Here is a 13618-nt window from a genome sequence, read left to right as displayed (position 1 = left end):
CCGGACCGGCCGCCCGCGGCCCGGCCGCCGAGCCGCCGACGCCGGGGGCCTAGCCCCTGCCGCCGGCTCCTATCGCGGACGAGAGGTCCTCGGCGGACCCCACCGGACAGAGCCTGCCGTTGCGGAGGGCGGCGAATATCGACACCTGGTCCGACCACTCGATGACCAGCCGGTCGCTGCCGCGCACGTAGCAGTTGCGGCCCCACACACTGCCGCGCCCTTCGAGCTCCGGGAAGCCGGCCGTCCCGGGGGACAGGACACGCGACCAGCCGGCTCGCTCGATCTCAAGATCCCAGAAGCCCGGGCCAGCAATCATGGGGTACCTCCTTCCGGATGCACGATACCTGCACATCCCGGGCCGATTCCGGACACCTCCGGCTGCCGGCCCTCCGCTGCCTCGCCGTCGCTCCCGTCGGCGGGAGCAGTGGAAGCGGCAGCGGCGAGTGGCAGCGGCAGCGCGTCGCGTCGTCGGCGGCAGCAGCAGCAGCGCGTCGGCGCCGGTCCCGGATGTCGGCCCGGTGCGGGGAGGCGCCGTCATGGCAACGTGGACCGGCCCCGGGGTCGCCGGGGGCCGGTCCACGCTCACGGTGCCGAGGTCAGCAGGGGCCGTCGTCGGCCCAGACGCCCCACTGGCCGCTGGCCGTCGGAACCTCGTTCAGGGTCCACCACTTGGCGTGGTAGTTGTGGCCCTGGTACGAGACCTTGTTGCCGTTGGTGTAGGTCGTGGTGGCGCTCCACGCGGGCTGGGTGCAGCTGCCGGAGGTCGGGCTGGGGCTCGGGCTGCCCGGCGGGGGGCTGGTCGGCGGCGTGGTGGGCGGCGTCGCCCCCGCGAAGCGGACGGTGAACTTGGTGAAGTCCCAGTCGTTCTGGGCCACGCTGGAGCACGAGCCGGAGAGCCCGGGGTCGACCGTGCCGGCACACTGGCGGTCCCGGTTGACGGACCAGTAGGTGTAGCGGGCCAGCTTGTGCGCGGTGGCGAAGTCGAGGACGGTCTGGAAGTCGGCCTGCCGGAAGTACTCGGCGGCGTCGGTCCGTCCGTTCATCAGGGAGACGCCCTCGTGGGCGTAGGCGGTGGCCTCGTTCCAGCCGAAGGTGGTCTGCAGGATCTGGTTGAACTTCACCAGCGCGTCGGTCTGTGCGGCGGCGCCGTTGAACCCGCCGTCGAACGGCATGATCGAGTAGTTGTTCGGCGTGAAGCCCTGGGACTTGGCCTCGTTCAGCATCTGTGTGCCGAACCAGCCGGTGCCCGCGTTGGTACCGGCCGTGGTGATCGAGATGTACAGGCCGGGGTTGTCGCGCTGGAGGATCTTCGCGGCGCCGATCTCGTTGTGGATGGCCGCCGCGTTCTCGTACTCGGGCTCCTCCAGGTCGAAGTCGATCGCCTTGAGTGCGTACTTGGTGATCACCTTCTGGTAGCCGGCCGCGGTCGCCTCCGGACTGCCGCAGCTCTGGCCGAGCTTGTTGCCGCCGTAGCCGCCGATGGAGACCGAGACGTCGCCGCCCTTGCTGCGGATCTTCTGGATCACGGCCGGCATGACCGTGTCGGTGTCGATCGAGGAGGTGCCGCCCCAGGCCGGCTTACAGCCGCCCGAGTCCAGGATGAACGCCAGCTGGAACGCCTTCTGGCCGGTCGCGTCCATCACCGCGGCCGCGTCCGGCGGGCTGTTGTCCTCGGGCATCAGGTACGGGGCCGAGGCGTACCAGTTGCTGCCGAGGGCGTCGGTGGCGCCGAGTGCGGCGCTCGCGTCGGTGCCGGCGGTCAGGACCGCGACGCCGCCGGCCAGCAGGCCGAGAACGGTGGTGACGCCGGCGGCCACGGCACCGCGGCGACGGCGGTGCCGGCCGGGTGCGGAGGTGCGGAGCGGGGTTCGTTCCATGGGGGAACCTCTCCGGGCAGGGGTGTGGGGGCCGCCCGGAAGCCGGGAGCCGGGGGACGGATGACACTGAACGCGGCAGAGCGGTGCGGGACTTCGACCCGGACACGGACCGGCCTGCTCCATAAAATGGACTGGACCACCTACGGGGGTCAAGGGCCCGGCGAAGGCTTGGGGTTCTCTTAAGGTCCGGAACGGAATCCCGACACGATCAGCAACTCACCTGCACGTTCCGCACGGCGGTCCACCCCCGCCGCCCCGCTCCCCCGCTCCCCGCCCCCTGCTCCCCCGTGGCGACCGACCGACCGACCGACCGACCGTCAGGCCGGTGCCCGGTCCACGGGGATCCACAGCTGCGCGTCCGCCTCCGACCAGTCCTCGGTGGGCCGGGTCCGCAGGATCTCGGGCCCGGGCCGGGTGACGTACGGGTTGGACGGGAACCACTGGGTGAAGACGTCGCGCCACAAGTACTGCAGCGCGGCCGGGAAGGGGCCGTGGTTCTCGAAGACGGCCCAGGTGCCGGCCGGGACGCTGAGCACGTCGAGGCCCTCCAGGTCTTCGCCCGCCCCGGCCCCGGAGGTCACCGCGGCGTGGTAGTAGTCGAGTTCGGCTCCCTCCTCGCGGCTGTCGGTGAGATGGACGACCGCCGAGACGATCCCGTCCGGGTCCTGGTCGGAGAGCGCGGCGATCCGCCGGAGGGTCTCCGGCTCGATGCTCCTGATGAGGACGGCGATGTGCGGGTTGGCCCCCTCGTGCACGAGCGGCACCCGGGCCGTCCGGCCGACGACCCGGAACTCCGGCTTCTCCACGATCCGGTACTGCATGGTGGTGCTCCCTTCGACGACGAGGCGGAAGGACATCCGGGGCTGGGAACGCAGGGCGGCGCCGGTGCGGCGCACCTCGCCGGGGCCGATGCCGTGCACTCCGCGGAACGCACGGCCGAACGCCTCCGCCGACGTGTAGCCGTAGCGCACCGCGATCTCCAGCAGGGTCCGTTCCCCGGCGAGCACCTCGGCCCCGGCGACGGTCATGCGGCGCCGCCGGACGTACTCCGACAGCGGCAGCCCGGCCAGGGCGGAGAACAGCCGCCGCAGGTGGTACTCCGAGGTCAGCGCGGTGCGGGCCAGGTCGGCGACGTCGATCGTCCCGTCGAGGTGCTCCTCGATCGACGCCATCGCCTGGTTCAGTCGGTCCAGCAAGCCCGGTCTCCTTCCTTCTGTCCGTCCACCGTAGGGAGGGTCCACTCTGCCCGACCCGACCAACCGTGCCCGCTTCGGTCGGGTGGCCGCCGCGGCGCCCGGCCGGCCGGCTTCCGGTGCCTGCGTCGGCGCCGGTGCCGGCGCGACCGGGGTGTCGGTTTCCTTCCGCGGCGTGCCGTGCCGTGCCCGAGGCCTGCGCGCGGTGGCGGGGATCGTCAGCCCACCGGGTTCCAGCCGTCGGTGCCGGCGAGGTAGCGGCGGGCGGTGTACACGGCGGCCTGGGCGGCGGTGAGCTGCGGCCGGTCGGCGTTCACGGCCGCGCCGGGGCCGGTGTTGGCGTACTCGGCGAAGCGGGCGGACTTCCAGGAGAAGCCGCTCATGTCCGTCCAGGGGCCGGCCGTCTTCACGGCCGCGGGCAGGACGGTGTTGCGGATGACGAGCTGGCCGACGGCGTTCGCGGAGGGGTGCCACGGGCGGCCGAGGTAGAAGGTGTTCGCCTTGGCCGGGCTGTTGACCGTGCTGTCCGTGACGAGGATGCCGTACGGCTTCGAGGCGTCGGTGTTGGGCGCGGACAGGTAGCCGTTGTTGCCGCCCGCGGCGGCACCGCGGTCGCGGAGGGTGATGTTCACGCGGTCGTACACGGCGGTGGCGTTGCCGAAGACGAAGTCCACGTCGCCGGCGACGAAGGAGTTGCGGAAGTACTGCCGGTACTGGCCGGTGGCGGACGGCGCCCAGTTGAGGACCGTGTCCTGGTGGCCGATGAAGCGGGAGCCGACGTACTGCTGGCGGTCGCCGCGGGCGGCGAGGGCCACCGCCTGGGTGGCGGTGATCTCCGGGTGGGCGGAGCGGTCGAAGGTGTTCTGGACGGTGATCCCGGTCAGCAGGGTGTCGTTCGCGGAGACGGTGACGGTGGCGCTGCCCTCGGTGCCGTACGTGGAACCGTCGGCCTTCTTCGTGCCGGACGCGTTGTCGTACGTGAGGACGACGTCCTCGGCGTTGCCCGTGGCGCCCTTCAGGGTCAGGCCCTTCTTGGCCGTCGGCACGTTCACCACCTCGCGGTAGGTGCCCTTGGCGATCAGCACGGTGTCGCCGGGGGCGGCCGCGTTCACCGCCGACTGCACCGTGCGGTACGCGGCGGAGCCGTCGGCGGCGACGGCGAGCGTGCGGCCCGCGACCGCAGCGGCCGAGGGGGAGGCGGCGGCCTCGGCGCTCGCGGACGCGGACGCGGTGGCCCCGGTGCCCGCCGAGGGGGCGGCGGTTCCGATCGCGCCGGTGGCGGTGAGCACCCCGGCACCGGCCTTCGCCCTGAGGGCGGCGGGGAGTCCGGCGGCGGAGGACTCCAGGCCGGCGGTCAGTGTCGGTGTCCAGGAGACGGAGGTCTTGATCTTCTTGGAGTTGACGGCGTTGTAGGCGGCGACCAGGTCGGTGGCCGTTCCGTTCACGAGGTTGCCGCTGCCCGTGACCGCGCCCGTGCCGTCACCGCTGAGCAGTTGGGAGGCCTTCCGGTCGGCCGGGAGCTTCCAGTAGTTGCGCTCGGCGACGACCTGCGCGCCGGCGCGGGAGTTGATGCTGTAGGAGTGCCGGTAGCCGTCGAGCGGTGTGGTGTCGTAGTAGTTGTTGTAGAGGTGGATCAGGCCGACCCGGGCCAGCGGCGCACGCTGGACGATGCCCTGGAACACGTTGTGGTGCAGGGTGACCCGCAGCTTGGTGTCCTTGTCGCTGCTGCCGATCAGCATCGTCTTGTCGTGGTCGGCGAACGTGTTGTACTCGACGGTGACGAGGTCGGAGGCGTTGGTGATGTCGAGCGCTCCGTCGTGCACCTGGTACTCCCGGCCGAAGTACGAGGCGTTCGCCGCATCGTGGTGCGGGGTGTCGGAGAAGGTGTTGTGGTCGGCCCAGACGTGGGTGGCCCCGCGGAGGCTGACGGCGTCGTAGGCGGAGTTCCAGTTGCCGGTGGAGCCGTCGGTCGGATCCCACTGCGGGAAGCAGTCGCGGACGTCGGTGAACGCCAGGTTGCGGATGATCACGCTGTCCGCGTTCTTCACCGCCAGGCTGCCGCCGGTGATCCCCGCCCCCGTGCCCGGCACGCCGACGATCGTCGTCCGTGACGGCACGTTCAGCACCACTCGCGCGGCCTGCTTCGCCTGGGCGGCGCTGCGGGCGCTCTCCTGGGTGCCCGACGGCACCTTGGCACGGCCCCACACCGCGGGGTCGTAGGCCCTGAGGTACGCGCTCAGCGAGTAACCGGTGCCCGCCGCGTAGTCGGCGCAGGCCAGCGGCTTGCCCGTGTCGTCGGTGTTGGCGTCGACGACGCCCTTCACCCGGATGATCCGCGGCGCGTCGGCCGGGCCGGCCTTCAGCGCCTTCACGAGTTCCGCGCGGGTGGAGACGGTGAAGACGTGCGCGGCGTCGGCGTCGCGGCCGCCGGTGGTGCCGGAGCCGCTCGCGGCCCAGCCGTCCTTCGCGGGCAGCACGGCGTGGGCGAGGTCGGTGGCGGCGGCGTCGGCGTTCATGACCAGCGGCACGGCGCCGAGGCCGGCCGCGGCCACGGCGGCGGTGACGATCAGGGCGAGACGTCGGCGACCGGTGGGGCGGCGGTGCGGGGAAGCGGGCATGCCCGGGTGCTCCTTCGGGTGAGGCGGACCGTTCGCCCTTCGGTCGCCGTCGGACGCGGAAAGGTTGCCGCCGGTCCGGAGAAGAGGCCGCGGACCCCGCGGGCCGACAACCGTCGTGCACGGCCGGATCGTGCACGTCGAGATCCTCGACCACCCTCCGCTGCAGCGCCGGGACGGCGCACCGGCGGCCTCCGCCCGCGACCGACCACCGGCCCCGGCCCGCAGCCGAAACCGGGACCGGGACCGGAACCTGAACCGGGGTCGAATCCGCCGGGCCTCCGTCCCTCGGCCGCCTCAGGCCAGGACCAGCAGGTCCATCCAGCTGGTCGCCGGCTCGGCGGGGTCGGCCGCGGCGGCGGCGCGCAGCCGCTCCATGCCCGCCTCGAACTGCGCATCGTCGAGCGCCTTGAGCTTGGAGTCGGCGCCGCGGCGGATCCGCCGGGCGAACTCGGCGAGCGTGGGGGCGTTCTGCTGCGGCAGTGCGTCCAGCGACACGCGGGCGAAGCCGGCCTCGGCGAACGCCTCGCAGAGCCGCTCGACGGTCGGGTAGTCGTCGATCCCGTCGGCGGTCTCCGGGAAGAAACGCACCCGCAGGTCGCGGTCGCACCGGCCCGGGAAGGCGTTGCGGACGAGCACCGGCGCGCCGGGCCGCAGGGCGCGCCGGAGCTCGCGGGCGGTCGCCCCCAGGTCCGACAGGTGGTGCACCACCGAACCGAGCCAGGCCGCGTCGGCGCAGCCGTCCGGCACCGGCAGGGCCTCGCCGCGCCCGTCGAACACCTCGACGCCCCCGCCGGCGGGGATGAGGGCGCGCATCGCCTCGGCGGGTTCGACGGCCAGCACCCGGACGCCGTACCAGTCGCGGAACGCGGTGGCGAAGGCGCCGGTGCCGGCCCCGACGTCGAGCACCGTCATGCCGGGCCCGAGCCGGGCGGCCTCACCGATCGCGGTGCGCCAGGCCGTCAGGCCGTCGCGCGGGATCTCGCGTGCGAGGCGGTACTCCTCGGCGGCGCGGGTGTCGTGCGGAACTGCTGCCATGTCTCGTCCTCCGTGGTGTCGACGGCCGTTCGGGTCCGGTCCGTCACGTGAGCGCCGCCAGGATCTCGGCGACGCACCGGTCGGCGCCGGTCCCGCCGTCGGCGGTGTCCGGGTTGTCCGCGGTGTCCCGGCCGTCGGCGGCGTCCTCGCCGAGCACGGCGTAGAACAGCCAGCCCCGCGGCGGGACGAGCGTCGACGCGGCGAGCGGCAGGATGCCGGGACGGCCGCCGACGGCGAGCCTGCCGCGTTCCGCCAGCGCCTGCACGAACCGTTCGAAGAACCGCTCGTCGCCGACCTTGACGAAGGCCATCCGCAGCGGCGCGCCGAGGTGCAGGGCGATCAGGCCCGGGGAGAACCGCGCGTTGACCTCCAGCACGGGCACCAGGGTGCCGTCGGCCGTGGTCATCGAGTCGACGGTCAGCGGGCCGTGGTAGCCCTCGGCGGCGGCCGCCGCGGCGACCTTCTCCACGGTCTCCCGGTAGCCCGCGCGGTCCAGGCGGTGCATCAGCCCGGCGGTGACCGGCCCGGAGCCGCGGAAGGAGTGCCCCTCGTTGACGAGCCGGCGCACCCCCAGCCAGCGCGTGCCGCCGTCCGGGCCGACGACCAGGTGCGCGGCGAAGTCGTCGCCGCGCTCGTACAGCGGCTGGACGACGAGCTCCAGGTGGTCCTGCGGGAGGCGTTCCAGGCCCCGCCGCACGAGCGCGAGCCGGGCCGGCGAGTCGACCACCCTGTTGCCCTGTCCGGCGACGCCGTACGGGTCCTTGAGGACGCAGGGCACGGTGGCGGCCTCGTCGAGTTCGGCCAGGGTGGTGACGACGCGTCCGGAGCCGGGCAGGCCGAGCAGGGTCGACCAGGTCTTGGAGTTGACCCGCCGTAGGGCGTCCAGGTCAGGCAGGGTGCCGGCGAGGCCGAGCCGCCGGGCGGCCTCGTGCGTCCCGGGCACCACGGCGTACGGCTGCGCGGCGGCGCCCTCCAGGCCGGGCAGGCCGTGCTCGGCGAGCCGCTGCTCGACGGGCAGGTCCGCCGGGCCGGGGGCGGTGACGTGGCGGGCGCCGAACCCCGCCTCCCGCATGAGTTCGGCGAAGGCGGCGGGCGCGCGGTGGCGGGTCACCAGCACGTCGTCGGGTCCGCACAGCACGGCGAGGAGTTCGTCCATGCCGCCGAGCAGCCGCTCGGCGTGGGGGTCGCGCAGGGCGGGCAGCGCCGCCGGCCCGGCCGGCCGCCAGTGGCGCTCGGCGTCGCAGCTGCCGAACCGGACTGCGGCGGCGGTCACCGGCCCGCCGGCTGCGGCACGTCGACGGCACCCGCACCAGCACCGGCACCGGCACCGGCACCGGCCAGGAAGCGTTCCTGGATGCGGGTGAGGGTGCGGAAGTCGTCGATGCTGACCTCCTGAAGGTCGATGACCTCGCCGGACAGGCTCTCCAGGAGGTAGATGAACTCCAGGAAGTCCAGCGAGTCGATCAGCCGGCCCTCGATGAGGTCCTCGTCGGGGGTGATCTCGCGGTCGAGTTCGGGGTTCTTGCTCAGGATCCACTCGGCGATCTGCTGCATGACGGCTCCTCCGGTGCGGGTCGCGGTTCGGGGTCGGGGTCGGAATCGGGGTGGGGGTCGGCCAGGGATGCGGGGGGTTCGGGGGGTTCGGGGGCCGGGACCGGGCGGCTGCCGACGGCGACGGCCAGCGCCCACTCCCCCTCGTGGGTGATGCTCAGCGACCAGTGGTCGATGCCGCTGCTGCGGAGCTCGGCCAGCGCTCCGCCCGCGGGACGGGCCAGCGGCGCGCCGCCCGGGGCGCGCAGCACCTCGATGTCCCTGGTGAGCACGAGGCGGCTGCGCGGCGCCAGCAGCTTGATGAACGCCTCCTTCGCGGCGATCCGTCCGGCCAGGGTGGCGGCCCGGCCTCCGCGGACCACGGCGAGCTCGGCCTGCTCGCGCTCGGTGAAGTGGTCGGCCAGCCAGCGCGCGCCGTGGCGCTCGGCAAGCGCGCGCACCCGTGGGATGTGCACCAGGTCGACGCCGACCCGGGGCACAGCGGCACTCGTGCCCGGGCCGACCGTGCCCGGGGTGACCGCGCCCGGGCCGACCAGGCGGTCCAGCATCGCGTGCAGCGTCCGGTCGGCGGGCACGGTGTCCCGGGCCGCCGTCACCGGGCGGGGGCCGCGCACGCGGCGAGCGCCTGCCGGTACTCGGCGTGGAAGCGGGCGACCACCGCGGCGGCGGGTTCGATCGCGGTCACCCGCCCGCAGCCCAGGCCCGCGTACCGGGCCATCTCGTCGACCCGGCCGTCGGCCTCGACGGTCGGCGCGGCGGCCGACCCCCGGGGCACCGGGCGGCGGGCCCCCATCACGGTCGTCCAGGCGACGAACGTGGCGGGCGGCGGCTCGGCCGCCTCCGTGACGGGGCTGCGCAGCACCCGGTGCGACCGTCCGGGCCAGCCGATGGAGAAGCGTTCGGTGACCACGGTGTCGCCGGGGCCGGCCCCGACCAGGGCCTGCTTGTAGGCGTCGTGCGCCGCGGACTCGGCGGTGGCGACGAACGCCGTGCCGCACAGCGCGCCGTTCGCCCCGGCGCGCAGCGCGTCGACCAGGTCGGCGCCGGTGGCGACGGCGCCGGCGACGAACACCGGGGGTGCCAGGTCGTAGGCGGCGAGCAGGTCGGCGGTGGAGCCGCTGCCCAGGTGGTGGCCGCCCGCCGCGACGCCCTGCAGCACGATCGCGTGGGCGCCGAGGTCGGCGGCGGCCGCGGCGTCGGCGGCGGTGCCGACCTGCACGAGCAGCCGGTGGCCGGCCGCCAGGACGTCGCGGGCGTGCCGCTCGGGCGGCAGGCCGTAGCTGTTGAGCAGCAGCGGCCGGTCGGCGGTCTCCAGCAGGGCCCGCACCTGCTCGGCGAGCACCCGGCCGGCGACCTCGGGGATGACGTTGACCCCGAAGCCGCGGCCGGTGCGGCGGGCCGTGTCGGCGATCAGGGCGGTGCTCTGCGCGCCGTCGCTGCGGTACAGCGCGACGGTGCCGAGGGCGCCGGCGTCACTGACGGCCGCGGCGAGGGCCGGGGAGGCGATCCCGCCCATGCCGGCCTGGACGAGCGGCAGGTCGGTGCCGAGGGCGCGGCAGCCCCGGGCGGCGGCCCCGGCCGGGTCGGCAGCAGGAACGGCGGGAACAGGAACAGCCGGAACGGGAACAGCCGGAACGGAGGCGGCCGGGTCAGCCGCGGACATCGAGGACCCGCTCCAGGGCGCGCTCCGGCGTGCCGTGCGCGAGCACCATGGCGTGCACCCAGCGCTCCACGCCGAACGCGGTGCAGCTGCTGTGCGCGACCGACCCGTCGGAGGTGATGCCGAGCCGCTCGCCGAAGAAGTTGCGGTGCCGGTTGACGGAGGCGATGGCGGTGCCGTCGGTGGCGACGAACTCGTACTTGACCGGGTCGAGCGCCATCAGCTTGGCGCGCGAGCCCGTCCGGTCGTAGAAGGGGTCGTTGGCGGGCTGGTAGGTCAGGGGGACGCCGAGCCGCTCGGCCAGGTCGTCGATGAACGTCCGGGAGGCGGCGAGGTGGTCGCGGGCGCCGTCGGCGGTGCCGAGGTACAGCACCTCGCGCATGTGGAAGCCCCACAGGCGGCGCAGGCCGTCGTAGTGGTCCTCGTTGCGGAAGCACCGGCCGATCGCGGTGAGCCGCAGGTCGTCGCCGACCTCCTGCCCGGCGAGCGAGAGCAGCAGGCCGTAGCAGGTGGCCGAGGGCAGCAGGTAGCCGGTCGGCTGCACGGGCTGGTCGGTGACGGCGCGGCCGGCCGCGAGGGCGTCGACGGCGTCCTCGGGGAAGCGCGCGGCGGCGACGCCCAGGTGCGGGAAGTTGCGGAAGTAGTCGAGCGAGGCGAGGCCGTCGGCGGGGAGCAGCGGCGGGCCGACGACGCCGGGGGCGCCGAGCAGGTCGGCGAGGCCGGTGAACAGGCCGTCGAGCGCGTGCAGCAGCGCGGCGCGGGCGGGTTCGAGCACGACCAGGCCGGGTCCGGGGTTCCGGAGGGTGACGGAGCCGTCGAGGAGTGCGGGGGCGGCGGGGCGCGGTGCCATGGGGTGACCTTCGTCCGGTGGGGGGAGCAGGGGCGCGTCGGCGGGAATGCGAGGTGCGGGGCGGCGGGTCAGCCGGCGGTCGGGGCGAGCAGGCCGATGCGGCGGTAGAAGGCGGTGGTGCGCTGGGCGATGGCCTCGTGCACGGCCGTCCGTGCGGGGTCGGCGAGCAGCCGGGTGCGGAACGCGAACGGGTCGGCGATGCCGGCGTCGCGGTAGACGTCGACGCTGTACAGCTGCTGGATGGAGATGGCGATGTACTTCTCGACGTACTGCCGGGCGATCCCGGTCTCCCGCTCGTCACCGGCCTCCTGCAGGCGCGCCCAGAGCGCACGGACGAGCTGCGCGCCGAACGCGATGTGGCGGGACTCGTCCTGGTGGTGCACGCGGTTGATGGCGCGGATGGTCTCGGGCAGCGCGGTGTCGGCGGCCATCCGGCTGTTGAAGTGGTCGACGATCTGCTCGAAGATCAGGATGCGGCTGAAGACGATGAAGTTGTCGAGCAGCGCGGAGTGCTTCTCGGTGGAGAAGGCCATGGCCCGGTTCGGGTAGAGCTTGCCGCCGTAGCGCAGGCAGAACTCGGCGAAGAACCACATGTGTTCGTTCTCCTCGCCGAGGAAGTGGTGGAAGAACGGGGTGGGGATCTCGTAGCCGGGGGCGTGGATGCGCTGCACGACCTCCTGGAGGAGCTCGCGGATGCCGTGCACGTTGAGGCTGTAGAAGTTGACGCTCTCCCACTTGGCCAGCGCCAGGTACTGCTCGCGCGTGAGGTCGGCCGCGGCGGCGGTGCCGTGCACCGTCATCAGGTCCTCGCTCATCCAGAGCGCGCCCTCGGGGATCGCGTCGGGCCAGTCGAAGGTCTGGTACGGGTTGTAGTAGTCGTTCTCGGCGGCGGCGGTGAGACGCTGCACCGCGGTGGCGACCTCGTCGTCCCACACGGGCTGGGGGTTGGTGGCGGTCGTCATGGGGTCCTCCGTGGCTCGTGCGGCAGTACGGGTGCGGCGGTACGGGTGCGGGTCGGGCGGGGCATGGCGGTGACGGGGGCCGGGCGGTGACGGGGCCGGGCGGTGACGGGGCCGGGGCCGGGGCGTCCGTCGGGCGGGTCAGTCCGTCGGGATCGTGTAGCCGTCGAGGTCGACCGGGCCGAGGGCGGCGTCCACGAGCAGGCGTTCGAAGGCGAGCAGCACGCGCTCGATCGCCGGCCGTGGGACGAGCCGGGTGTCGGCCATCAGGTGCAGCAGGCAGGTGCCGGGGTCGTACGCGGTGTGCACGAAGAAAACGGCGTCCTGGCGCTCCCACGCGCCGACGAACGTGACCTCGCTCTTCCCGGCGAGGGCGCGCAGCGCCTCCGGGGAGTCACCGGTGTCGGGCAGGTCCGACCATCGGTCGTGCATCCGCTTGTCGTTGAAGAAGGAGCCGAGTTCGAGGCGTCCGCCGGCGGCCTCGCGGGCCTCGGCGAGCACGTCGTCCATGGCCAGCGGGTCGTACTGGGCGAAGCGGTAGGCGTTCATGCCGGCGAGGAAGGTGCGGCGCACGGCGTCGTCGAAGGTGCCGTTGCCGACGTCGAGGGCGAAGAGGGCGTTCTCGGCCATGGCGGCGACCAGGCGGCGGCTGCGGTCGTCGTGCCGGTTGACGGCGATCAGCTGCAGGGCGACGGTGTCGTGGCCGGTGCAGGCGCCGAGCACGGCGGCGGTCGCGGCGAGGAGGACGGTGCCGGTGCTGACCTGGCAGCGGTCGGCGACGCGGGTGGTCGCCACGGCGAGCGCCGGGGAGTCGAGGCGCAGGCGGACGAACCGTTCGGCGTCGGCGCTCGCGGTGCCGGTGGTCCCGGCTCCGGCTCCGGCTCCGACACCGACACCGGCCTCGGCCTCGGCCTCGGCGACCGCAGGGAACATCGCGGGCGGGACGCTGCGCAGGGTGCGGCGCCAGTACTCCAGCGACGCCGCGCCGCGGGCCGCGCCGATGCCCTCGGTCTCGTGGCGTGCCTGGTCGAGCGGCTGCCACGCGGGCACGGGACCGACGCGGCCGGCCAGGAGTTCGCGGAGGTCGGCGAGCGCCTCCCGGACACCGGAGAAGTCGGCGCCGAGGTGCGAGAAGACGAGTGCCAGATGGGCGGGGCGGCCCCGGTCGAGGACCAGGGTGCAGCGCACCGGCCATTCGGTGTCGTGCCGGAAGGCGCGGCCGGCGAGCTCCCGCGCGAGGCCGGCGGCGACGGACGCCGGGTCAGCCTCCGCAGTGTCCAGCACGGGCACGGGCAGGGCGCCCTCGGCGTCGACCTCCTGGGTGGGTCCGCGGTCGTCGTCGTGGAAGCGGGTGCGCAGCACCTCGTGCCGGAGCATCAGCAGGCCGACCGCTGCCGTGACCTGGTCGGACGTCAGTCCGTCGGGCAGGTCGAGGGTGCGGCTGATGTTGAAGTAGTGGGCGCCCTCGTCGAGCCACTTGATGGACTTCCAGATCGCTCGCTGGCCCCACGTCATGGGCGCACTTCCGGCGCGGCCTCCGTGGAAGTCCGCCGAGTCGGCGGGTCGGGTTTCCATGCGTTCCTCTCGCTGCGACGCCGCGCCGGTGCGGGCGGTCGGTCGGGTGGGCGGGGGGTCGGGTGGGCGGGGCGGAGTCCGGAGCGGGCGGCGCGGACGGCGTAGCCGCGTCCGGGGTCGCCATGGGGGTCGCGGTCGGGTTCGCAGTCGGGGTCGCCGCTGTCGGCGCGGGGAAGGGGGTCTGCGCGGCCGCGGACACGCGGGCCTGCGGGCGGCGGGCCTCCCCGCAGGCGCCGCAGCCGGGGCTGTGCCGGGCCGCGGGCGGGGGGTGCCGCTCGACGGATCGGACGGCGCCCCGGG

The 13618-nt window shown here is 74.2% G+C and carries 11 protein-coding genes and 2 pseudogenes; all 13 read right to left on the bottom strand.

Annotation, left to right across the window (positions count from 1 at the left end; translation table 11 throughout):
- Positions 1–49: 49 nt before the first annotated feature.
- The 13 genes and pseudogenes from SNE206_RS15945 to SNE206_RS15885 all read right to left on the bottom strand — a co-directional run bounded on the left by SNE206_RS15945 (position 50) and on the right by SNE206_RS15885 (position 13318).
- A complete protein-coding gene (locus tag SNE206_RS15945; protein ID WP_407914016.1) occupies positions 50–316 on the bottom strand; it encodes a hypothetical protein in 267 nt (88 codons plus the stop codon).
- A 280-nt stretch (positions 317–596) separates the two neighbouring features.
- A complete protein-coding gene (locus SNE206_RS15940) occupies positions 597–1877 on the bottom strand; it encodes a chitinase (protein WP_407914015.1) in 1281 nt (426 codons plus the stop codon).
- A gap of 317 nt (positions 1878–2194) precedes the next feature.
- Positions 2195–3073, bottom strand: a complete 879-nt coding sequence (locus tag SNE206_RS15935; RefSeq protein WP_407914014.1) for a GyrI-like domain-containing protein — start codon at positions 3071–3073, stop codon at positions 2195–2197.
- 215 nt (positions 3074–3288) lie between these two features.
- Positions 3289–4218: pseudogene (locus SNE206_RS15930) on the bottom strand (pectinesterase family protein); the annotation flags it as partial.
- Positions 4219–4350: 132 nt separating this feature from the next.
- A pseudogene (locus SNE206_RS15925) lies at positions 4351–5688 on the bottom strand (polysaccharide lyase family 1 protein); the annotation flags it as partial.
- Between the two features lie 294 nt (positions 5689–5982).
- Positions 5983–6723 carry a class I SAM-dependent methyltransferase gene (locus SNE206_RS15920; protein ID WP_407914013.1) on the bottom strand — a complete coding sequence of 247 codons (741 nt, stop codon included), beginning with the start codon at positions 6721–6723 and terminating at the stop codon, positions 5983–5985.
- Between the two features lie 43 nt (positions 6724–6766).
- Positions 6767–7996 carry a hypothetical protein gene (locus SNE206_RS15915; RefSeq protein WP_407914012.1) on the bottom strand — a complete coding sequence of 410 codons (1230 nt, stop codon included), beginning with the start codon at positions 7994–7996 and terminating at the stop codon, positions 6767–6769.
- On the bottom strand, positions 7993–8277 hold the full coding sequence (locus SNE206_RS15910) for an acyl carrier protein (RefSeq protein WP_407914011.1): 285 nt from the start codon (positions 8275–8277) through the stop codon (positions 7993–7995). Before SNE206_RS15910 ends, SNE206_RS15915 begins: the two co-directional genes overlap by 4 nt.
- Positions 8250–8888 (bottom strand): holo-ACP synthase, encoded by a 639-nt coding sequence (locus SNE206_RS15905; protein ID WP_407914010.1) that lies wholly within the window; start codon positions 8886–8888, stop codon positions 8250–8252. The genes SNE206_RS15910 and SNE206_RS15905 overlap by 28 nt, the downstream gene beginning before the upstream one ends.
- Positions 8867–9937 (bottom strand): NAD(P)H-dependent flavin oxidoreductase, encoded by a 1071-nt coding sequence (locus SNE206_RS15900; protein ID WP_407914009.1) that lies wholly within the window; start codon positions 9935–9937, stop codon positions 8867–8869. The genes SNE206_RS15905 and SNE206_RS15900 overlap by 22 nt, the downstream gene beginning before the upstream one ends.
- On the bottom strand, positions 9924–10784 hold the full coding sequence (locus SNE206_RS15895) for an aminoacyl--tRNA ligase-related protein (protein WP_407914008.1): 861 nt from the start codon (positions 10782–10784) through the stop codon (positions 9924–9926). The genes SNE206_RS15900 and SNE206_RS15895 overlap by 14 nt, the downstream gene beginning before the upstream one ends.
- Positions 10785–10852: 68 nt before the next feature.
- Complete coding sequence (locus tag SNE206_RS15890) at positions 10853–11746, bottom strand: diiron oxygenase (protein ID WP_407914007.1); 894 nt, start codon at positions 11744–11746, stop codon at positions 10853–10855.
- A 138-nt stretch (positions 11747–11884) separates the two neighbouring features.
- Positions 11885–13318, bottom strand: a complete 1434-nt coding sequence (locus SNE206_RS15885) for a condensation domain-containing protein (protein WP_407914006.1) — start codon at positions 13316–13318, stop codon at positions 11885–11887.
- Positions 13319–13618 lie beyond the last annotated feature (300 nt).

This window comes from Kitasatospora sp. NE20-6 (assembly GCF_045862635.1).
The sequence above is the reverse complement of the archived record's forward strand: the minus strand, read 5'-3'. Positions and strand labels throughout refer to the sequence as shown.